Origin of the sequence: Streptomyces ochraceiscleroticus, from assembly GCF_000720485.1 — a bacterium.
Classification (GTDB): domain Bacteria; phylum Actinomycetota; class Actinomycetes; order Streptomycetales; family Streptomycetaceae; genus Streptomyces; species Streptomyces ochraceiscleroticus.
Window position 1 is genome coordinate 161,226 of record NZ_JOAX01000011.1, and the last position, 20,135, is coordinate 181,360.

General features: G+C 73.9%; 21 protein-coding genes. 16 read left to right on the forward strand and 5 right to left on the reverse strand.

The genetic code is table 11. The features are described from left to right. Positions 1–139 precede the first annotated feature (139 nt). From IG84_RS0116320 to IG84_RS0116340, 5 genes are all read left to right on the forward strand, one after another. Positions 140–706 carry a phosphoribosyltransferase family protein gene (locus IG84_RS0116320; RefSeq protein WP_031057035.1) on the forward strand — a complete coding sequence of 189 codons (567 nt, stop codon included), beginning with the start codon at positions 140–142 and terminating at the stop codon, positions 704–706. A gap of 140 nt (positions 707–846) precedes the next feature. Next, entirely contained in the window at positions 847–1,836 is a 990-nt protein-coding gene (locus IG84_RS0116325; protein ID WP_037800362.1) for a cysteine synthase family protein, read from the forward strand. Positions 1,837–1,841: 5 nt separating this feature from the next. Beyond that, positions 1,842–2,657 carry a YggS family pyridoxal phosphate-dependent enzyme gene (locus IG84_RS0116330; RefSeq protein WP_078648884.1) on the forward strand — a complete coding sequence of 272 codons (816 nt, stop codon included), beginning with the start codon at positions 1,842–1,844 and terminating at the stop codon, positions 2,655–2,657. A gap of 8 nt (positions 2,658–2,665) precedes the next feature. Further along, a complete protein-coding gene (locus IG84_RS0116335) occupies positions 2,666–3,604 on the forward strand; it encodes an EamA family transporter (RefSeq protein WP_031057133.1) in 939 nt (312 codons plus the stop codon). After that, positions 3,585–4,856, forward strand: coding sequence for an ATP-grasp domain-containing protein (locus IG84_RS0116340; RefSeq protein WP_037800363.1), 1,272 nt, complete (start codon positions 3,585–3,587; stop codon positions 4,854–4,856). The genes IG84_RS0116335 and IG84_RS0116340 overlap by 20 nt, the downstream gene beginning before the upstream one ends. Before the next feature lie 12 nt (positions 4,857–4,868). On the opposite strand, the gene IG84_RS0116345 is transcribed toward IG84_RS0116340, so the two are convergent. Further along, positions 4,869–5,501, reverse strand: a complete 633-nt coding sequence (locus IG84_RS0116345; protein ID WP_031057046.1) for a TIGR03085 family metal-binding protein — start codon at positions 5,499–5,501, stop codon at positions 4,869–4,871. 211 nt (positions 5,502–5,712) lie between these two features. Here IG84_RS0116345 and hisI point away from each other — a divergent pair, with 211 nt between their 5' ends. The 11 genes from hisI to lgt all read left to right on the forward strand — a co-directional run bounded on the left by hisI (position 5,713) and on the right by lgt (position 14,905). Beyond that, positions 5,713–6,102 (forward strand): phosphoribosyl-AMP cyclohydrolase, encoded by a 390-nt coding sequence (gene hisI, locus IG84_RS0116355; protein ID WP_078648863.1) that lies wholly within the window; start codon positions 5,713–5,715, stop codon positions 6,100–6,102. An 87-nt stretch (positions 6,103–6,189) separates the two neighbouring features. Then, the gene (locus IG84_RS0116360) at positions 6,190–7,722 is read left to right on the forward strand and encodes an anthranilate synthase component I (protein WP_031057053.1); all 1,533 of its coding nucleotides are present in this window, start codon (positions 6,190–6,192) and stop codon (positions 7,720–7,722) included. A gap of 90 nt (positions 7,723–7,812) precedes the next feature. After that, the gene (locus tag IG84_RS0116365; RefSeq protein ID WP_031057056.1) at positions 7,813–8,478 is read left to right on the forward strand and encodes a TIGR02234 family membrane protein; all 666 of its coding nucleotides are present in this window, start codon (positions 7,813–7,815) and stop codon (positions 8,476–8,478) included. Between the two features lie 121 nt (positions 8,479–8,599). Then, positions 8,600–8,836: an HGxxPAAW family protein gene (locus IG84_RS0116370; protein WP_031057058.1), complete on the forward strand. Its 237-nt coding sequence runs from the start codon at positions 8,600–8,602 to the stop codon at positions 8,834–8,836. A 140-nt stretch (positions 8,837–8,976) separates the two neighbouring features. Next, on the forward strand, positions 8,977–9,435 hold the full coding sequence (locus IG84_RS0116375; RefSeq protein WP_078648865.1) for a DUF2752 domain-containing protein: 459 nt from the start codon (positions 8,977–8,979) through the stop codon (positions 9,433–9,435). A gap of 187 nt (positions 9,436–9,622) precedes the next feature. After that, on the forward strand, positions 9,623–10,432 hold the full coding sequence (gene trpC / locus IG84_RS0116380; RefSeq protein WP_031057063.1) for an indole-3-glycerol phosphate synthase TrpC: 810 nt from the start codon (positions 9,623–9,625) through the stop codon (positions 10,430–10,432). A 5-nt stretch (positions 10,433–10,437) separates the two neighbouring features. Continuing rightward, positions 10,438–10,671: a tryptophan biosynthesis modulator TrpM gene (trpM, locus tag IG84_RS0116385; protein WP_031057066.1), complete on the forward strand. Its 234-nt coding sequence runs from the start codon at positions 10,438–10,440 to the stop codon at positions 10,669–10,671. Between the two features lie 136 nt (positions 10,672–10,807). Beyond that, on the forward strand, positions 10,808–12,112 hold the full coding sequence (trpB, locus tag IG84_RS0116390) for a tryptophan synthase subunit beta (protein ID WP_031057070.1): 1,305 nt from the start codon (positions 10,808–10,810) through the stop codon (positions 12,110–12,112). After that, on the forward strand, positions 12,112–12,924 hold the full coding sequence (gene trpA / locus IG84_RS0116395; protein ID WP_031057071.1) for a tryptophan synthase subunit alpha: 813 nt from the start codon (positions 12,112–12,114) through the stop codon (positions 12,922–12,924). Before trpB ends, trpA begins: the two co-directional genes overlap by 1 nt. Before the next feature lie 107 nt (positions 12,925–13,031). Then, positions 13,032–13,802, forward strand: coding sequence for a DsbA family protein (locus IG84_RS0116400; protein ID WP_031057075.1), 771 nt, complete (start codon positions 13,032–13,034; stop codon positions 13,800–13,802). Positions 13,803–13,906: 104 nt separating this feature from the next. Further along, complete coding sequence (lgt, locus tag IG84_RS0116405; RefSeq protein ID WP_031057077.1) at positions 13,907–14,905, forward strand: prolipoprotein diacylglyceryl transferase; 999 nt, start codon at positions 13,907–13,909, stop codon at positions 14,903–14,905. Here lgt and IG84_RS0116410 read toward each other — a convergent pair. From IG84_RS0116410 to IG84_RS0116425, 4 genes are read right to left on the reverse strand one after another with little or no spacing between them, the layout of a single operon-like run. Then, complete coding sequence (locus tag IG84_RS0116410; RefSeq protein ID WP_078648868.1) at positions 14,902–16,362, reverse strand: ADP-ribosylglycohydrolase family protein; 1,461 nt, start codon at positions 16,360–16,362, stop codon at positions 14,902–14,904. The genes lgt and IG84_RS0116410 overlap by 4 nt on opposite strands. Next, positions 16,359–17,531 carry an ADP-ribosylglycohydrolase family protein gene (locus IG84_RS0116415; protein ID WP_031057082.1) on the reverse strand — a complete coding sequence of 391 codons (1,173 nt, stop codon included), beginning with the start codon at positions 17,529–17,531 and terminating at the stop codon, positions 16,359–16,361. The genes IG84_RS0116410 and IG84_RS0116415 overlap by 4 nt, the downstream gene beginning before the upstream one ends. Further along, entirely contained in the window at positions 17,528–19,069 is a 1,542-nt protein-coding gene (locus IG84_RS0116420) for an ADP-ribosylglycohydrolase family protein (protein WP_342668438.1), read from the reverse strand. The genes IG84_RS0116415 and IG84_RS0116420 overlap by 4 nt, the downstream gene beginning before the upstream one ends. Then, positions 19,066–20,115 carry an ADP-ribosylglycohydrolase family protein gene (locus tag IG84_RS0116425; protein WP_107053892.1) on the reverse strand — a complete coding sequence of 350 codons (1,050 nt, stop codon included), beginning with the start codon at positions 20,113–20,115 and terminating at the stop codon, positions 19,066–19,068. Before IG84_RS0116425 ends, IG84_RS0116420 begins: the two co-directional genes overlap by 4 nt. Positions 20,116–20,135 lie beyond the last annotated feature (20 nt).

Sequence of the window (20,135 nt, forward strand, 5' to 3'; positions counted from 1 at the left end):
CGCTGCGCGACCGGCGTTTTCCACGCACAAATCCGGTACGCCATTGCTTGCCGACGGGACATCGCGGTACGAATGCCTCACTTGCCGTCCGGCAGTCCGCGGCCGGCAATCGGGGGAATCAACGGGGGAGAACATCACCATGCTGCTCGAAGAGGTCTACGCGGGCGCGCCCACAGTAAAGTCGGGACGCCATCTGACCACCGTGAACGAATTCACGGACCAATCGCCCGCGCTGCGCCCGGAAGTCCTCGCGGAAGCCGCAGGCCGCATGCTCGCGCTGGGCGACTTCGACGCCGACAAGATCCTTGTCGAGGAGGACAAGGGCGCCATTCTCGGCGGGGCGCTCTCGCTCGCCGCGGGGCTGCCGCTGGCGGTCGCCCGCTGGTACACCTACGACCTCGGCGCGCGGTCCGTGTCGGTGCCCATCGACAGCGAGTACTTCCAGGGCACGCTCTACGTCAACGGCATCGAGCCGGGCGACCGGCTGACCATCGTGGACGACACGATCAGCACCGGCGGCACCCTGCTCGCGCTGATCGAGGCCGTGCAGGCGGCCGGTGCCCGGGTCGGCGAGGTCGTCGTGGCGGTGGAGAAGCCCGAGAACGGCGGCCGGGAAAAGGTCGCCGAGCGCTTCGGCATCACGGTCAAGTCCGTCATCCGGATCACCGTCGATGAACGGACCGGGCGCGCCGTCGTCATGTCCTGACGCGGTACGGCTCGTCGTCTCCTGACGCAGTCGGGATCGTCTGTCTGACGCGGTCGGGTTCGCCATGTCCCGACGTGGTCGGGCATTTCTTCTTCACTTCTTTCACCATGCTGTCCAGTACGGGTTCGGGGGAACCGCACGTGAGTGCATTTGTGCACGGTGCCGAAATCGGGCACACGGAATTGTACGAACTACGCAGCACTGCCGATCCGGGGGCCGCGCGGATATTCGCCAAGTGCGAGTTCCGTAATCCCACCGGCAGCCACAAGGACCGGGTCTTCGCCTTCATGCTCGACGAACTGGAACGGGCCGGCACGATCGCCCCGGGAATGACCCTGGTCGAATGCTCCACCGGAAACGGCGGCGCGGCGCTCTCCCGGGCCGGCCGGGACCGCGGCTACCGCGTCGTCATCGTCATGCCGGCCGGCATGACCGAGGAACGCCGCCGGCAGATCGCCTCCTTCGGGGGCACCGTCATCGAGACCGACCCCGAGGGCTTCCTCCTCGAAGGCGAGGAGACCGCCCGCCGGTACGTCGCGGCCCACCCCGGCAGCCACTACCTGGACCAGTCCGCCAACGAGCTGAACTGGCGCGCCTGGCGCTCCTGCGGCACCGAGATCGTCACCGCGCTCGACGCGCTGGGCCTCGTCCCCGACCGGTTCGTCTGCTCCCTCGGCACCGGCGGCACCTTCACCGGTATCGCGGACGTCCTCAAGGCCGCCCACCCGGGGCTGCGCACCACCGCCGTCGAGGTCGACCGCTCGGCCGCCCTGTACGCCAAGCGCCACGGCCTGCCCTTCACCCACCACACGCACAACCTGATGGGCCTCGGCCCCGGCAAGGTGCCCGCCAATCTGCGCGAGGAACTGGTCGACGAGGTCGAGCTGATCAGCGGGGACGACGGCTGGGCGGTCATGAAGGAGCTCATCGAGAAGGAGGGCCTGTGCGTCGGGCCGACCGCGGGCGGCAATGTCTTCGCCGCGCGGCGGCTCGCCCGCACGCTGCCCCCGGACGCCGTCGTGATCACCGTGCTGTTCGACTCCGCCTGGAAGTACTTCAGCGTCTGGGACGGCCGGTACGCGCAGTACGCCACCGACGACGCGCCCTACGCGGCGGAAGGGGCGGAGTGAACGCCATGACCGACGACCGCACCGCACCCGACCGCAACGCGCCGGACTGCACCGCGCCCGACGGCGGCCTCCCGGACAGCCACCGCCCCGACCCGGGACCGGCTCCGGACCCCGCCGCGCGCCTCGACGTGCTCACCCGCCGCCTCGACGAAGCCTGCCGCCGCGCCGGCCGCGAGCCCGGCTCCGTCAAGCTCGTCGCGGTCAGCAAGTACCACCCGCGCGAGCTCGTCGCCGCCGCGCTCGACGCGGGCCAGCGCGACTTCGCGGAGAGCCGGGTCCAGGAGGCCCGCGCCAAGTGGCCGCCGCTGCGCGCCCGTTACCCGGACGTCCGGCTGCACCTCGTCGGCGCGCTGCAGACCAAGAAGGCCGCGGCGGCCGTCACCGGCTTCGACGTCCTGCACAGCGTGGACCGCCCGCGGCTGGCCGCGGCCCTCGCCGCCGCCATGGCCCGCACCGGGCGCAGGCCCGACTGCTTCGTCCAGGTCAACACCGCCGACGAGCCGCACAAGAGCGGCGTACCGCTGGAGGCCGCCGACGCGCTCCTCAAGGAGTGCCGGGACGTGTACGGGCTGCCCGTCGTCGGCCTGATGTGCCTGCCGCCGTACGGCCGCGACCCGCGCCCGCACTTCCGGCTGCTCCGCTCGCTCGCCGCCGCGCACGGCCTGAGCCAGCTCAGCATGGGCATGAGCGCCGACTTCGAGGCCGCGGTGGCGGAGGGCGCAACGCTGGTCCGGGTGGGCCGGGCGCTCTTCGGACCCCGGCCGCGGCGCGCCGGCGGCCCACCGGATGCCCGTGCCGGTGGCCCGCCGGCCACCCGCTAGGGAGTGCCGTGGCCGCACTGTTCGTCTTCGCCCTGTTCTCCGCGCTGGTGGACGTGTTCGCCGCGCAGCGGCTCCAGCACCTCGACCCCGGCAGCGTCGCCGCGGTCGCCTTCACCCTCACCGGCGTCTTCTTCTGCGGTCTGACGCTGCTGCGGACGCGCCCGGCCCGGGTCGTCGCCGTGGCCCGGGCGCACGCCGCCGACCTGCTCGTCCTCAACGTCACCACCGCGGTGACCTGGCTGTCCCTGCTGTACGCGCTCAAGCTCATGGAACCGGCCGTCGCCAACGTCGTCTCCATCGCCATCGGCCCGGCCTGCACCGTGCTGCTCCAGTACCTGTGGTGGCGCAAGGACCGCGTGCTGCCCGGCGAACTCCTCGCCGCGCTCGGCATCGTCCTCGCCCTCGCCGGCCTGGTCTGGGCCTCCCTGGACGGCCGCAGCGGCGTCGGCGACCGGGCCGCCGCCGTCATGGCGCTCGGCGTGTGCGCCGCGGTCGCCTCCGGCGCGGGCGGCGCCGCCAACGTCGTCTTCTCCGCCCGCCTGGGCGCCGCGGGCGTCGACGTCCCCACCGTCATGGGCCTGCGCTTCGGCCTGGTCGCCGCGGCCGGCTGGCTGCTCGCCGCCACCGGCGACACCGCCCGGCTGGGCGAGGCGCTGCTGCCCGGCGCCGTGGTCGCCGTCATCGGCGTCGGCATACCGGCCGTCCTCGTGCAGATCGGCGTCCGCCGGGTGACCCCGGTGACCGCCTCCATGATCTGCACCCTCGCGCCGGCCCTGACGCTCCTGCTCCAACTCGCCGACACACGGCTGACGTTCTCGGTGCCCTCCGCCGTCGGCATCACCGTCATCACCGTCCTCATCGGGCTCGGGCTGCTCGCCCGCCGGGGCGCACCCCCGGCCGCGGCGGCCCAGGAAGGCAAGAAGATCCATGCACTGCCTGGTAGTTGACGCCTACTCCAGCGGCCGCTTCCTGCCCGCCGCGCTGGCCGCGCACGGCATCACCACGGTCCACATCGACAGCGCGCCCGGCATCGCCGACCGCCTGCTGCGCACGCCCTTCCCGCACGAGGCGGTCGCCGACCGGTTCACGTACCGGGGCGACCTGAACGCCCTGGTCACCGCGGTACTCCCGTACAGGCCCGCCCGCGTCCTGCCCGGCAACGAGACCGGCGTGGACCTCGCCGACGCCCTCTCCGCCCGGCTCGGCCTGCCCGGCAACGTCATCGACGGCCGCCGCGTGCGCCGCGACAAGTACGAGATGGCCAGGGCCGTCCGGGCACACGGACTGCGCGCGCCCGACACCCTGCGCACCCACCGCTTCGACACCGCCCTGGCCTGGGCCCGCTCGCACGGCCGCTGGCCCGTGGTGGTCAAGCCCGCCGACAGCGCCGGCACCGACAACGTCTTCTTCTGCGCCGGTCCGGTGGAGCTGTGCACCGCCTTCGACCACATCCTGCGCTCGGTGAACTTCACCGGCGCCCGCAACCGCACCGTCGTCGTCCAGGAACACCTGACCGGCACCGAGTACTTCGCCAACACCGTCAGCGTCGCGGGCCGCCACCACATCGCCGAGATCTGGCGCTACCACAAGCGCCCGGGCCGCGGCGGCGCCCCGGTCTACGACTACGAGGAGCCGGTCTCCGCGCGCGAGCCGGCCACCGCCGCGCTCCGCCCGTACCTCCTCGGCGCCCTGGACGCCCTCGGCATCCGCAACGGACCGGCGCACACCGAGATCATGCTCACCGACGAGGGACCGGTGCTGATCGAGGCCGGCGCCCGCCCGGCCGGCAGCATCCTGCCCGACGTGGTCAGCCGCTGCTTCGGCACCGACCACATCACGCTGACCGCGCTGGCCTGCGCCGATCCGGCCGCCTTCATGGCGCGCACGGACCGCCCGGCCCAGCCGCGCGTCCCGCTGCGCTATGTCTCCCTGATCTCCCCGCGCGGCGGCCGACTGGTCTCCCTGGCCCGCTTCGACGAGATCCGCGCGCTGCCCTCGTACGCCGGGCACCACTTCTCCGTCGAGGTCGGCGACCACCTCGCCCCCACCGTCGACTCGCTCACCTCGCCCGGCGTCTGCTACCTCGTCCACCGCAATCCGCGGCAGATCGAGACGGACTACCGCCGGCTGCGCACGCTGGAGGAGACGGGACTGTACGAAACGGACGAGGTCAGGCCGGACGCGCGGCGCCCGGCCTGACCGCTCACGGGGCTACAGTCCCAGCTCGGCCTCGTGGAGGCGGGCCACCGCTTCCTTGTCGCCGTCCAGCTCGACGTCGGCGGTGCGCTGCCGTCCGAACAGGAACAGCGTCAGCTCGCCCGGCTCGCCGGTGACCGTGACGACCGGCGTGCCGCGGTGCGCCACCGCGGTCTGCCCGTCCGGGCGCCGCAGCACCAGGCCCACCGGGGCCTTCCGCCCCAGCACCCGGGCCATCCGCTCGATGCGGGACCACAGCACGTCGGCGAAGACGGGGCTCAGCTCGCGCGGCGACCAGTCCGGCGCGGCGCGCCGCACGTCCTCCGTGTGCACGAAGAACTCCACCGTGTTCGCCGCCTCGTCGATCTGCTTCAGGGCGTACGGCGACAGCCGCGGCGGACCGGTCCTGATCAGCCGGATCAGCTCGTCGTACGGCTTGGCGGCGAACTCGGACTGCACCCGCTCCAGCCGGGACGCCAGCGGCTTGAGCACCAGTCCGCCGGCCGCGTCCGCGCGCCGCTCGCGCACCACCACATGGGCGGCCAGGTCGCGGGTGCTCCAGCCCTCGCACAGCGTCGGCGCGTCGGGTCCGGCGCTCTCCAACAGATCGGCGAGAAGAAGTCGTTCACGCTTGGCATGGGTCGACATGGCCTCACCCTACGGCCGCCCCGGCCGTCCGTGCCACGACGCCGCACGGTCCCTTCCGCGCCCCGCGTCACAGATGCACGAGGATCACCGTCATCACCAGAACGGCCGCCGCGAAGACCGCACACACCACGATCGTGGCCACCTTGGCCACCCGGTCGTCGTCAGGGGGCGGGTACTGGTCGTTCATGTCCGCATGATGCCGCACGGCACAATGGAGGGCATGAGCAGCAGCCCCGCCACCCCGTCCCCGTCCGGCGCCTCTCTGGATCCGGCCATCGCCGCCCGGCTCAAGCGCACCCCCGACGGCCTGGTCCCGGCCATCGCGCAGCAGTACGACACCGGTGAGGTGCTGATGCTCGGGTGGATGGACGACGAGGCGCTGCACCGCACGCTGACCACCGGGCGCTGCACGTACTGGAGCCGCAGCCGCCAGGAGTACTGGGTCAAGGGCGACACGTCCGGGCACTTCCAGCACGTGAAGTCCGTCGCGCTGGACTGCGACGCGGACACCGTGCTGGTCAAGGTCGACCAGGTCGGCGCGGCCTGCCACACCGGCGCGCGGACCTGCTTCGACAAGGACGTACTGCTCGCCGAGGGCTGACCGCGCCTCGGGAGGCCGTCCGGCCGGAGCCGATCAGTACGCGGACGGAGCCGCGCCCGCCACTGATCGCTACTAGGATCCGCTGACATGACCACGGGAACCACCGGCACCGCGACTCCGGACCTCGAAAACTTCCGCACCCTCGCGAAGGACCGCCGGGTCATCCCGGTCACCCGGCGGCTCCTCGCCGACGGCGACACCCCGGTGGGCCTGTACCGCAAGCTCGCGGCCGAGCGCCCCGGCACCTTCCTCCTGGAGTCCGCGGAGAACGGCCGGAGCTGGTCCCGGTACTCCTTCATCGGCGTCCGCAGCGCCGCGACCCTCACCGCCCGCGACGGGCAGGCCCACTGGCTCGGCACCCCGCCGGTCGGCGTGCCCACCGCCGGTGACCCGCTCGCCGCGCTGCGCGAGACCATCGAGACGCTGCACACCCCGCGCGACCTCATCGAGGGCCAGGGCCTGCCGCCCTTCACCGGCGGCATGGTCGGCTACCTCGGGTACGACATCGTCCGCCGTCTGGAGAAGATCGGCGACTCCACCGAGGACGAGCTGCGGCTTCCCGAGCTGACCATGCTGCTCACCTCGGACCTGGCCGTACTGGACCACTGGAACGGCACGGTCCTGCTGATCGCCAACGCGATCAACCACAACGACCTGGACACCGGCGTCGACGAGGCGTACGCGGACGCGGTGGCCAGGCTGGACACCATGGCGTACGACCTGGGCCGCCCGGCCCCGTCGAACGCCGCCGCGCTCCCGGCCTCCGAGCTGCCCGAGTACACCGCGAAGTGGGGCGCAGACGCCTTCAAGGACGCCGTCGAGGACATCAAGGAGCGCATCCGGGCCGGCGAGGCGTTCCAGGTGGTGCCCTCGCAGCGCTTCGAGACGCCGTGCACGGCCTCCGCGCTGGACGTCTACCGGGTGCTGCGGGCCACGAACCCCAGCCCGTACATGTACCTCTTCCGCTTCGAGGGCGGCGACGGCCTCCCCTTCGATGTCGTCGGCTCCAGCCCGGAGGCGCTGGTCAAGGTCGAGGACGGGCAGGCCATGGTGCACCCGATCGCCGGCACCAGGCCGCGCGGCGGCACCCCGCAGCTCGACCAGGCCCTCGCCGACGAGCTGATCTCCGACCCCAAGGAGCGCGCCGAGCACCTGATGCTCGTCGACCTTGGCCGCAACGACCTGGGCCGGGTCTGCGAGCCCGGCAGCGTCGAGGTCGTGGACTTCATGTCCATCGAGCGCTACAGCCACGTCATGCACATCGTGTCCACGGTCACCGGCAAGGTCGCCGAGGGCCGCACCGCCTTCGACGTGCTGACCGCCTGTTTCCCCGCCGGCACGCTCTCCGGCGCCCCGAAGCCGCGCGCCCTGCAGATCATCGAGGAGCTGGAGCCCACCCGGCGCGGCGTCTACGGGGGCTGCGTGGGCTACCTGGACTTCGCCGGCGACTCCGACACCGCGATCGCCATCCGCACGGCCCTGCTCCGCGACGGCACGGCATACGTCCAGGCCGGCGCGGGAATCGTCGCCGACTCCGACCCGGAGGCGGAGGACGCCGAATGCCGCAACAAGGCGGCGGCGGTACTCAGGGCCGTGAACACGGCGAACAACCTCGAATAAGCCCGTCCGGCGATTGAGGACACCGCGGCCGAAGGCCGTCGGTACCCCCGAGCCGACGTACACCCGGCAACGTACGCGATAGTGGTACGTGTGAGTGCCGTACCCCAGCCCCGCCCCGATGCCGCCGAGACGGAGGCCCCCGCCTCCGGTGAAGCCTCGTCGGCCAAGCCCCCGCGCAGGGCACTGGCCTTCGCGCTCCTCCTGGGAGCGCTCGGCGCCGCCCTCGCCCTGCTGTCCTCCGGCCGTACCTGGGCCACCGCCACCGCCGTGGTCGCCCAGGGCGAGCTCCCGCAGAAGGCGACGGGCCAGGACGTCACCGGCGTGCCCGGCGCGCTCGCCGTGGTCGGGCTCGCCGCGCTGGTCGCCGTCTTCGCCGTGCGCGGCGCGGGCCGCGTCGCCGTCTCCGCGCTGCTGGCGCTGAGCGGCGCCGGCACCGTCGCCGGCGCCCTCCTCGGCAACGCCGACACCTCCGCGCTGAAGGCCAAGGCCGCCACCGCCACCGGCATGAGCGGCGCCGGCGTCCACGACGTCGCGCACACCGCCTGGCCCTGGGTGGCCGCGGGCGGCGGCGCGCTGCTGCTGGTCGCCGGGCTGCTGGCGCTGGCGTACGGGCGGCGCTGGCCCGCCATGTCCGGGCGCTACGAGCGCGCGGGCAACGGCCCCCGCGGCCCGCGCCGCGCCGCCAAGCAGCCGGACCTGGACCGCCCGGAGGAGATCTGGAAGTCCCTGGACCGCGGCGAGGACCCCACCGCCTAGCCGACGTCCCTTCACCGGTCCGCACCGACCCGATGGCGGGGCCGCCCCCCGCATCAGGGACAATGATTCCGAGCGAACGCCGCGCCCCGACCCAGGCGCGAGAAAGCAACGAGGAGCACTCATGTCGAGCAATGGCCACGGCCACGGACACACCCCGGCTGCCTGGACCGGCGTCATCATTTCGTTCATCGGCTTCTGCGTCGCGGGCGTCTTCACGGTGCTCGCCAACGTGCCCGGCTTCTGGGCCGGCATCGTTCTCATCTTCGCCGGTGCGGTCGTCGGCGGCCTGATGCGGCTGGCGGGCATGGGCTCCGAGCCCAAGCGCGCCAAGGGCAGCCCCCAGCCGCAGGAGAGCTGACCGCCCGTTCGGACGCCCGACGCCCGACGACGAAGGCGCGGCTTCCCGGCCGCCCGCACGCCCCGCGCTCATGGCGCGGAACGGCCCGTGCGGCGGCGGGAAAGCTGCGCCTTCGCGCGTAGGGGGGAACAATCGGGACCGTGACCGAACCCGTGGCGCGCAGCCCGCAGCAACCGCCCCCGGCCCCTGCCGCGCGCGCCGGCGCGGCGCGCCGCCTCGCGGCCCCGCTGGGCGCCCTGGCGACGGTCCTGGCGGCCTTCGCGTACGTCGGCGCCGTCGACCCCAACGAGGCGGGGCACTACCCCGTCTGCCCGCTGCTGCGGCTCACCGGCCTGTACTGCCCGGCGTGCGGCGGGCTCCGCAGCGCGCACGCGGTGGCCCACGGCGACCTGGGCGCGGCGCTGGGCGCCAACACCCTGGCAGTGCTCGGCTACGCCGCGTTCGCGGTGTTCTGGGCGGCCTGGCTGGTGCGGGCCGCCCGCGGGCTGCCGGTCGCCGGGCCGCGTCCGAGACCCGTCCACTGGTGGCTCGTCGGCGGTGTCGTGCTGCTCTTCACGGTGGTACGCAACGTGCCCGCCGGATCGGTTCTCGCCCCATGATCCGCGCCGTTTTCGCGCCCGCCGGGGAGCGCTCGCGCGGCCGGTACCTGTCCATGTTGTGGGACCGCCGACAGGCGGATGCGGGGCTACCGCCCCTGGCCGGATACCATCGGAGTGCCTGCTGGGAGCGCACCGCGTCCCCGAGGGTGACAGTTTTCCTCCACCGCTCAAGAAGGAGGCCGCTCGCGTGAGTGTGCTCGACGAGATCATCGACGGAGTCCGCGCCGACCTCGCCGAGCGACAGGCGCGCGTCAGCCTCGACGAGCTGAAGGAGCGGGCACAGAAGGCCGCCCCCGCCAAGGACGGCGTGGCCGCCCTCAAGGGCGACAGCGTGCGCGTGATCTGCGAGGTCAAGCGCTCCAGCCCGTCCAAGGGCGCGCTGGCCGCCATCGCCGACCCGGCCGGGCTCGCCGCCGACTACGAAGCGGGCGGCGCGGCCGTCATCTCCGTCCTCACCGAGCAGCGCCGCTTCGGCGGCTCGCTGGCCGACCTGGAGGCCGTCCGGGCCAAGGTCGACATCCCGATCCTGCGCAAGGACTTCATCGTCAGCGCGTACCAGCTCTGGGAGGCCCGCGCGTACGGCGCCGACCTGGCGCTGCTGATCGTGGCCGCGCTGGAGCAGGAGGCGCTGGTCTCGCTCATCGAGCGGGCCGAGTCGATCGGGCTGTCCCCGCTGGTCGAGGCGCACGACGAGGAAGAGGTCGAGCGCGCGGTGGCCGCCGGGGCGAAGATCATCGGCGTGAACACCCGCGACCTGAAGACCCTCAAGGTCGACCGCGGCAACTTCGGCCGCGTCGCCCCCGAGATCCCGGACCACATCGTCAAGATCGCCGAGTCCGGCGTCCGCGGGCCGCACGACCTCATCGCGTACGCCAACGAAGGCGCGGACGCCGTCCTCGTCGGCGAGTCGCTGGTCACCGGCAAGGACCCGAAGGCCGCCGTCGCCGACCTCGTCGCGGCCGGCTCGCACCCCGCCATCCGGCACGGACGGGACTGACCCTCATGACCGCCGCCCGCACCCAGCCGCCGCTTCCGGGCCTGCGCCCGGCAGCGGTGAGCGCCGCGCGCCTGCCGCACGCGGCCCTGGGGCGCGGGTGCAGGCCGCGCGGCTGCCGGGCGCCCGCGCGACGCATCCACGGACGCCGCGTCCGGTACCACATCGGCTCGGAGCCGGGGCAGATCAACGGGCGCCGATGGCGCCGTACGGCCGCGCTGCGCGCGGGCTCGCACGCCTGACCGGACACCCCTGCGGGTGCTCCGGCGGAGTGTGACACCCGGGCCCGTGGTGCGCGGCACGTAGCTTGATGCCCGTATTTCGAGATATCGAGACTTCCGGGGCGTATGTGTGCGCCCCGAACGAGGAGTACGTCGGATGTCGTCTGACTTCTTCATTCCCGACCCCGAGGGCCGGATCCCCAGCGCCCAGGGGTACTTCGGTGCCTTCGGCGGCAAGTTCATCCCCGAGGCGCTGGTCGCCGCGGTCGACGAGGTCGCCGAGGAGTACGAGAAGGCCAAGGCGGACCCCGCCTTCGCGGCCGAGCTCAACGACCTGATGGTCAACTACACCGGCCGGCCGAGCGCCCTCACGGAGGTGCCGCGGTTCGCCGAGCACGCGGGCGGCGCGCGGATCTTCCTCAAGCGCGAGGACCTGAACCACACCGGCTCGCACAAGATCAACAACGTGCTGGGCCAGGCGCTGCTCACCAAGCGCATGGGCAAGACCCGCGTCATCGCCGAGACCGGCGCGGGCCAGCACGGCGTCGCCACCGCGACCGCCTGCGCCCTCTTCGGCCTCGAATGCACCATCTACATGGGCGAGATCGACACCGAGCGCCAGGCGCTCAACGTCGCCCGGATGCGGATGCTCGGCGCCGAGGTCATCGCCGTGAAGTCCGGCAGCCGCACGCTGAAGGACGCGATCAACGAGGCGTTCCGCGACTGGGTCGCCAACGTCGACCGGACCCACTACCTCTTCGGTACGGTCGCCGGTCCGCACCCCTTCCCCGCCCTGGTCCGCGACTTCCACCGCGTCATCGGCGTGGAGGCGCGCCGGCAGCTCCTGGAGCGCGCCGGACGGCTGCCCGACGCGGCCGTGGCCTGCGTCGGCGGCGGCTCCAACGCCATCGGCCTCTTCCACGCCTTCCTGCCCGACGAGGACGTCCGCCTGATCGGCTGCGAGCCGGGCGGCCACGGCGTGGAGACCGGCGAGCACGCGGCCACCCTCACCGAGGGCACCCCGGGCATCCTGCACGGCTCCCGCTCCTACGTCCTGCAGGACGAGGACGGCCAGATCACCGAGCCGTACTCGATCTCCGCGGGCCTGGACTACCCGGGCATCGGGCCCGAGCACTCCTACCTCAAGGACGTCGGGCGCGCCGAGTACCGCGCCGTCACCGACGACGCGGCCATGCAGGCGCTGCGGCTGCTCTCGCAGACCGAGGGCATCATCCCCGCCATCGAGAGCGCGCACGCGCTCGCCGGCGCGCTGGAGGTGGGCCGCGAGCTGGGCAAGGACGGGCTGATCCTGGTCAACCTGTCCGGCCGCGGCGACAAGGACATGGACACGGCAGCGCGGTACTTCGGGCTGTACGACGCGCCCGCCGACGACGCGGTCGAGGCGGACGACACCGACGCCACGGACACCGCGCTCGGCGCGCACGAGGAGGGGACCAAGTGATGGCGGGCAACCTCGAGCTGCTGAGCTCTGTACTGGCCGGCGCCAAGGCCGAGGGCCGCGCGGCCCTGGTCGGGTACCTCCCGGCCGGCTTCCCGACCGTGGACGGCGGGGTGCGCGCCGTCACCGCGATGATCGAGGGCGGCTGCGACGTCGTCGAGGTCGGCCTGCCGCACAGCGACCCGGTGCTGGACGGCCCGGTCATCCAGACCGCCGACGACATCGCGCTGCGCGGCGGCGTCAAGATCGTCGACGTGATCCGCACGGTCGGCGAGGCGCACGCCGCCACCGGTGCGCCGGTGCTGTGCATGACGTACTGGAACCCGGTCGACGCGTACGGCGTGGAGCGGTTCGCCGCCGACCTGGCCGCCGCGGGCGGCGCCGGCTGCATCCTGCCGGACCTGCCGGTCGAGGAGTCCGAGGTGTGGCGGAAGGCCGCCGAGCAGCACGGCCTGGCCACGGTCTTCGTGGTCGCGCCGAGCAGCCGGGACGAGCGGCTCGCCAAGATCACCGCTGCCGGTACGGGCTTTGTGTACGCGGCGTCGCTGATGGGCGTCACCGGTACTCGCGAGTCCGTCGGCTGGGAGGCCCAGGGCCTGGTCACCCGCACCCGGGCCACCACCGACCTGCCGGTCTGCGTGGGCCTCGGCGTCTCCAACGCCACCCAGGCGACGGAGGTCGCGCAGTTCGCCGACGGAGTCATCGTCGGCTCCGCGTTCGTGAAGCGGCTGCTGGCGCACGAGGGCGACCTGGAGGCCGGGCTCGCGGGCGTACGCGAGCTGGCCGGAGAGCTGGCCAAGGGCGTACGGGCATAACGCCCGCACCCGGCGTGCGTAAAGCCCACGCCGGGCGGGTCCCTCGATAGGACGAAAACCGGGGCGGAGGGGCGCAGTCGCGTCCCTCCGCCTCGTTTTTCACGGGTGTGAGCCAGAAATCCCGAGCCGATGGCAGCGCCCGCGAGCGGCTGCAGGCACAGCGCGAGAAGGAAAAGGCCCGCGCCCGGCGCGGCAGGCAGGCGAAGGTCGCCGGGGCGGTGGTCGTCGTCCTGGCGGTGGCCGCCGGCATCGCCCTCTGGGCGTCGTCGACGGGCGAGGACAAGAGCGCGCCGGTCGCCGCGCCGAAGGGGGCGACGGGCGGGGCCAAGCCGATGGTCACCGTCGGCGAGAAGAGCGCCCCGTCCACGCTGCAGGTGTGGGAGGACTTCCGCTGCCCCGCCTGCAAGCAGTTCGAGACGGGCTTCCGCTCGACCCTCCATGAGCTCCAGGACAACGGTCAGCTCCGGACCGACTACCACCTCGCCCTGCTCATCGACGGCAACATGGGCGGCAAGGGCTCGCTGAACGCCGGCAATGCGGCCCTGTGCGCGCAGAGCGCCGGCAAGTTCCGCGATTACCACGACGTGCTGTTCAGCAACCAGCCCCCCGAGCAGCAGGACAAGTACGCGAGCAAGAAGTATCTGATCCAGCTGGCGGGGAAGGTCCCGGGCCTGGTGACGCAGGACTTCCGCTCCTGCGTGCAGGACGGGAAGTACAACGGCTTCGTGCAGAAGTCGCAGGAGGCGTTCCAGGGCGGCGGATTCCAGGGCACCCCGACCGTCCTGCTCAACGGGAAGAACCTCTTCGCCGACCAGAGCGCGCAGATGACCCCGCAGAAGCTGAAGCAGATGGTGCTGGACGCGAACAAGAAGAAGTGAAGAAGAGAAGCACGGCGCAGAAGTGCCGTACGGGGGGTCGTTACTGAGCCGTTGCGGGGTGGGTTGCCGCCGGGCCCGCCCGGCGCGGTAGCGTCAGGGCTGCCATGGACCTCGCATTCATTCCCAGCCCGTCGACCGGCGTCGTGCATCTCGGCCCGATCCCGCTGCGCGGCTACGCATTCTGCATCATCATCGGCGTCTTCATCGCCGTCTGGCTCGGCAACAAGCGCTGGATCCAGCGCGGTGGCCAAAGCGGGACGGTCGCCGACATCGCCGTGTGGGCGGTGCCGTTCGGCCTGGTCGGAGGGCGGCTCTACCACGTCATCACGACGTATGAGCCGTACTTCGGCGAGGGCGGTGACCCGATCAAGGCGTTCTACGTCTGGGAGGGCGGCCTCGGCATCTGGGGCGCGATCGCGCTGGGCGCGGTGGGTGCCTGGATCGGCTGCCGCCGCCGGGGCATCCCGCTCCCGGCGTACGCGGACGCGGTTGCGCCGGGCATCGCGCTGGCGCAGGCGATGGGCCGCTGGGGCAACTGGTTCAACCAGGAGCTGTACGGCAGGAAGACGGACGTACCGTGGGCGCTGCAGATCACCTCGGACCCGGCGATCGGGCGCGTGGGCGGCACGTACCACCCCACGTTCCTGTACGAGTCCCTGTGGTGCATCGGCGTCGCGATCCTGGTCATCTGGGCGGACCGGCGGTTCAAGCTGGGGCACGGCCGGGCGTTCGCGCTGTACGTCGCGTCGTACTGCGCGGGCCGGGCGTGGATCGAGTACATGCGGGTCGACGAGGCGCACCACATCCTGGGCCTGCGGCTGAACGTATGGACGGCGCTGATCGTGCTGGTCCTGGCGCTGGTGTACATGGTGCTCTCGGCGAAGCGGTCGCCGGGCCGGGAGGCGGTCGTCGAGCCGGGAGCGGACGAGCCGGAGGACGACGCGGCGGACGGTGCGGGTGACGGCCCGGCCGACAGCCCCGCCGATGACGACGCGCCCGCCGACCGGACGGAAGACGCCGACCGGGCGGACGACGCCGGGCGGGCGAAGGACGGCGCCGAGCGCACGGAAGACGCCGAGCACACCGGCAACAAGAAGCTCTAGTCCCGGCCGTCCGCCGGGCACAGCGGGTCGTGGTCCTCATCGGGGGCCGCGGCCCGTTTTTCGTCGGGCGGGGCGGTGACCGCGAGGGCCGCCGTTTCGCGGGCCAGCGCGTCGAAGCCGATGCCGTCCAGGCCGCCGATGCCGGTGGCCAGGCGATTGGCCAGCGGGGCGGTCCAGCGGGCGGGGAGCGCTTCGGGGGAGCCGGCCAGGAGGCCGGTGAGGGAGCCGGCCGTCGCGCCGTTGGAGTCCGTGTCCCAGCCGCCGGAGACGGCGCGGCAGACCGACCCGGTGAAGTCCCCGTCGGCGTGGGTGAGGGCGGCGGCGAGCAGGGCGGCGTTGGGCAGGACGTGCACCCAGTGGTGCCGTCCGTACGCGGCGTGCAGCCGGTCCACCACGGTCTCGAAGCCGGCCGGCGTACGGTCGGACGCCTCCCGGGCCGCCGCGATGCCGAAGCGCACGGCCCGGGCCAGCCGGGCGCGCGGCGGGACGACGGCGAGGCCGGTACGCAGGCAGGCGTGCACGTCCGCGCCCCCGGCGGCGGCCCGGGCGAGGGCCGCGGCGACGAACATCGCCCCGTACACACCGTTGGCGGTATGGCTCAGTACCGCGTCGCGCCAGGCGGCGGCCGCGGCCCCGGCCGGGTCGCCCGGGTGCGTCCAGCCGTGGATGTCGGCCCTGATCAGGGCGCCGATCCACTCGCGGAAGGGGTTGCGGAAGCGGGCGGTGTCCGGCGGTTCGATGCCGTCGAGGAGGTTGCGGTACGCGACGCGCTCGGCGGTGAACGTCCGGCCGGCCGGCAGCTCCTCCAGCCACAGCCGGGCGAGGTCGGCGGTGGTGAAGGCGTGGCCGTGGCGCCGGAGGAGGAGCAGGCCGAGCACCGGGTGGTTCAGGTCGTCGTCCTCCGGCATGCCGTCGATGTTCTCGGCGAGCGAGGTGGCGCGGCTGCGGCGGTTCCACGGGTACCGGGCGGCGGTCGCGGGGTCCAGCCCGGCCTCGGTGAACCAGGTGTGCAGCGGCCAGTTCGCGGTCGACCGGGCGATCTCGCGAATGCCGGCCAGCGGCAGCTTCTCGACCGGCTTGCCGAGCAGGCAGCCTGCGGCGCGGCCCAGCCACGCGGCTTCGAGGCGGGGGAGCAGCCCGGGCGCCGTGGGCACCGGCGGCGGAGGCGGGGCAGCGGCCCGGACGGCCGCCAGGTCCGTGGGCTCGTCGGCGGCCAGCGGGGAGGGCAGCGTGGCCAGGTCGTCCAGGAGGGCGGTGGCGAGGGTCCGGAGGTGCGGCGGGGCGGGCGCGGGGGAGGCGCCGGCCCGTTCCGGCGCGGGGCCGCCGCCCGCGGTGTGCCAGCGGAGGCGGATCACGGTGGCGTCGCGGCCGTCCTCGGCGGCCTGCCGCAGCTCGTGGCCGAGCAGGTCCTCCGGCTGGACCCAGGTCACCCGCAGCGACGGAGGCGGATATGTCACCGGACCTCCGTGAGGGCGGCGAACGCGGCCTCGTGGGCGCGGCGGCGCAGGAGATCGCGGTGGTGGATCTCGCGGGTCACGGCGGTGAGGGCTTCCGCGGGGGCCGTGAGGTCCAGGCGGCTGGCCTCGGAGACGGCCGCGGTCCACTCGGTGGGCACGGGGTGGCCGAGCGCGCCGACCAGGGCGCCGCTCATGGTGGCGATGGAGTCGCAGTCGCGGCCGTAGTTGACGGCGCCGAGTACCGTCTCGCGGTAGTCGCCGCCGCCGATCAGCAACAGGCCGAGTGCGATGGGGAGTTCCTCGATGGAGTGGAGCCGGGAGGGCCGCCGGGCGCCGAGAGAGGGCCGCCGGTACTCGGGCCCCACGGTGTCGAACGGCGAGACAGCACCCCGGAGTTGCGGCAAAGCGGGCTCGGACTCGTCGTACTTCACGGCCACTTCACAGACCGCCTCGATGGCCGTGCGCGTGCCGTCCTTGGCGAGGGCGAGGGCCGCCTCGACCACGGAGTCGGGCGTGGCACCGGGCGTGCAGGCCGCGGCCACCGCCGCGGCGAGGACGCCGGCCGCCTCCCGCCCGTACGAGGACTGGTGCGCGCCCGCGACGTCCAGCGCCTCGGTGTAAGCGCCGCGCGGATCACCGGCGTTGACCAGGCCGACCGGTGCCATGTACATCGCGGCGCCGCAGTTGACGATGTTGCCGACGCCTGCCTCGCGGGGGTCGGCGTGCCCGTAATGGAGCCGGGTGACGAGCCACTTCTCCGCGAGGAAGACGCGCTGCAGGGGCAGCGCCTCGGCCTCCAGCTCGGGGATCCAGCGGGGGTGGGTCATCAGGTCCGGCACCAGATGCTCGGCCACGGCGTACGCGTCGAGGTGGTCGCGGACCTGCTCGTACACCCTGATCAGCGCGTGGGTCATGAGGGTGTCGTCGGTGACGTGGCCGTCGCCCTTGTGGTACGGCGCGAGGGGCCGGGCGGTACGCCAGTCCTCGTGCCACGGGCCGACGATGCCGCGGACCGGGCCGCCGTGCCGCTCCCGGATCTGCTCCGGGCTCCAGCCCTCGACGGGCCCGCCGAGCGCGTCGCCGACCGCGGCTCCGGCGAGGGCACCGGCCGTACGGTCGGCGAGCGAGGGGCACGCCGTGGTGGTGGGTGGTGCGGCGGTGTCGGTCATGGCTCGGCCGGTCCTTTCGCCAGGGGCGTCTGCGGGCTGATCAGGGGCGTCTGTGGAGTGGCCAGGGGTGTCTGCTGGGTGGCCATGGGCGTCTGCGGGGTGGTCAGTTCGGTGCCCGCGAGCAGTTCGGCCAGCTCGACCAGGTCGGTGCCGGCCAGCCGTGGCAGCGCGCAGCCGGAGAGCGTGCGGCAGGCGTCGCGCCAGGCGGCGGGCAGCGCGGCGGCCCCGCCGAGGGCGCCGGTCAGCGCGCCGGCCAGGGCGGGCGCGGAGTCGGCGACGCGGGAGAGGCAGGCGGCGGCGGGCACCGCCTCGGCGGTCCGGCCGCCGCCCGCGAGGGCCAGCGCGAGGGCGACCGGCACGGTCTCGGCGGCGGCGATGCCGTAGCTGTAGACATGGTCGACGATCTCGTGCTCCAGGGTGGGGACCAGGGCGAAGGCGGCGCCGGGGCGGCCGTCGGCGGTGGTCTCGGCCAGGCGTACGGCGTGCAGCGCGTTGCGGCGGATCTCGGTGCCCTCGGGGAGCTGGGCGAGCGCGGCCTCCACACAGGTGGCCACGTCGGCACCGCCGAGCGCTGCGGCGACCGCGGCGGCCATCGCGCGGGCGCCGTGCACGCCGTCGCCGTCCTGGGTGTACCGGGCGTCGAACTCGGCGAGCCCGGCGGCGGCCTCCGGGTCGCCGGGGTGGACGACGGCCAGTACGGCGGCGCGCACGCAGGCCGCGTCGTCGAAGAAGTGCGGGTTGTCGTGGCCGGTGGCGGGCGGCCGCAGCCCGGCCGCGAGGTTGCCGAGCCCTGCGCGTACGGAGATCCGGGCACGCAGCGGCAGTACGGCCGACTCCACCTCCGGGGCCCGGTCGGCGGCGGCCGCGACCTCGCAGGCCAGCGCGGTCCAGGCGAGGTCGAGCGCTGCCCGCATCCGGCGGTCCCGGCCGAGGTCGGAGAGGAAGGCACCGGCCGCGGTGAGCACGGAGCCGGCGGTGAAGGCGGCCCACTCGGCGTCGTCGGAGGGGCCCAGGCGGAGCGGTTCGGGGGGCTGGTTGAGGGCGATGGGGACGGGGAGGGTGGTGGTGGCGTTCTGCTCGGCGAAGGTGTCGAGCTCGCGGGTGAGGCGGCGGGTCCACTCGGGCATGCGGGCGGCGCGGTGCCGTGCCGCCGGCCAACCCGCGGCGTCTCCTGCGGCGATGCCCAGGAGTAGGCCCTCGATTCGGGTGCCGGTGCCGGTGCCGGTGCCGCTGGCGCGGCGGGGCTCCTCTTGGGGGGCGGCCGCGGGTCCGGTGCGGGTGGGCGGGGGGTGCGGGGTTCGGCTGCCCGCCGGTGGGGGTGCCGCTGCGCCCGCCCGTGCCGCCCCAGCGGCACAACCGCCCGCAGCGGGGGTGGGTGGGGAGGCGGCGGCACGACTGCCCGCAGCGGGGGTGGGGCGAGCCCGGAGGGCGATCAGGGGCGCGGGGAACTGCGCGAACGGCCCCGACGGTGCGGCAGCCGCCCGCGGCGGGTCAGGGGCATCCCCGGCAGCGCCGCCGTCCGGGCCGGAGGCGGTCATGACGTCTCCCGGCCCGCGGGTGTCAGCAGGTCGGCGATGTCCAGGACGTGGTAGCCCGCCATGGACGGGAGGCAGCTGCCGCGTGCGGGGGCGATGACCGCCGCCCAGTCCTCGGGGACGGCGGCGAAGCCGCCCAGCGCGCCGGCCAGGGCGCCGGCGACCGCCGCCGTGGTGTCGGCGTCGCGGCCCATATTGACGGCGGTGAGGACCGAGGCGGGGAAGTCGCCGGCCGCGGCGGCGAACGCGCCGAAGGCCAGCCCGACCGCTTCGGGCGCCAGGTCGGTCCAGGGGTAGCCGCCGATGACGACGGCGGACCGTACGGCGCGTTCGGTGCCGAGCCGGGTGATGCCGGGGTCCAGCCGGGAGCGCTGGGCCGCGGCGACCGCCCGGCGCAGCGAGCGCGCCGTCCAGGAGTCCTCGGGGACGACGGAGAGCGCGGCGGCGATGACCGCGTCGGTGGTCCGGGCGACCATCGCGGCCGCAACCCCGGCGGCGACGGCCTGTCCGCCGTAGATGCCCTCGCCGTCGTGGCTGACCGTGCCGTCCACCGCGACCAGCCGGGCGGCCTCGGCGGGCCGGCCCGCCGCGTGTACGCCGAAGGGCGCGGCCCGCATCGCCAGTCCGTCGCTCCAGGCATGCCGGTGCTGAGCGGAAATCGGTGCGGCGAGGCCCCGGCGGAGGTTCTCCAGGGTGCCGCGTTCGCTGAACCCGGCGCCGCGGAAGGGGCCCTCGTCCAGGTCGGCGATCCACTGGTGCCAGGCGGCCTCGACGTGCGCCACGGTGAGCGCCGAGCCGTGTTCGGCCAGCAGCAGGCCGGAGAAGATGGCGTATTCGGTGTCGTCGGTGCCCGCCGGGTCCTCCGCGACGAAGCCTTCGATGCGGCCCCAGCGGCGGCGGATCTGCGAGGGCTTCATGTTCTCCGCGGGGGCGCCGAGCGCGTCGCCCACGGCGAGGCCCAGCAGCGCGCCGCGGCCCCGGTCCCGCAGATCGGCGGGCCGGTCACCCGGGGTGACCGGGACGGGCGAGGGGGCGTGCGGTGTGCTCATGTGCGTGCCCTTCCGCCGGC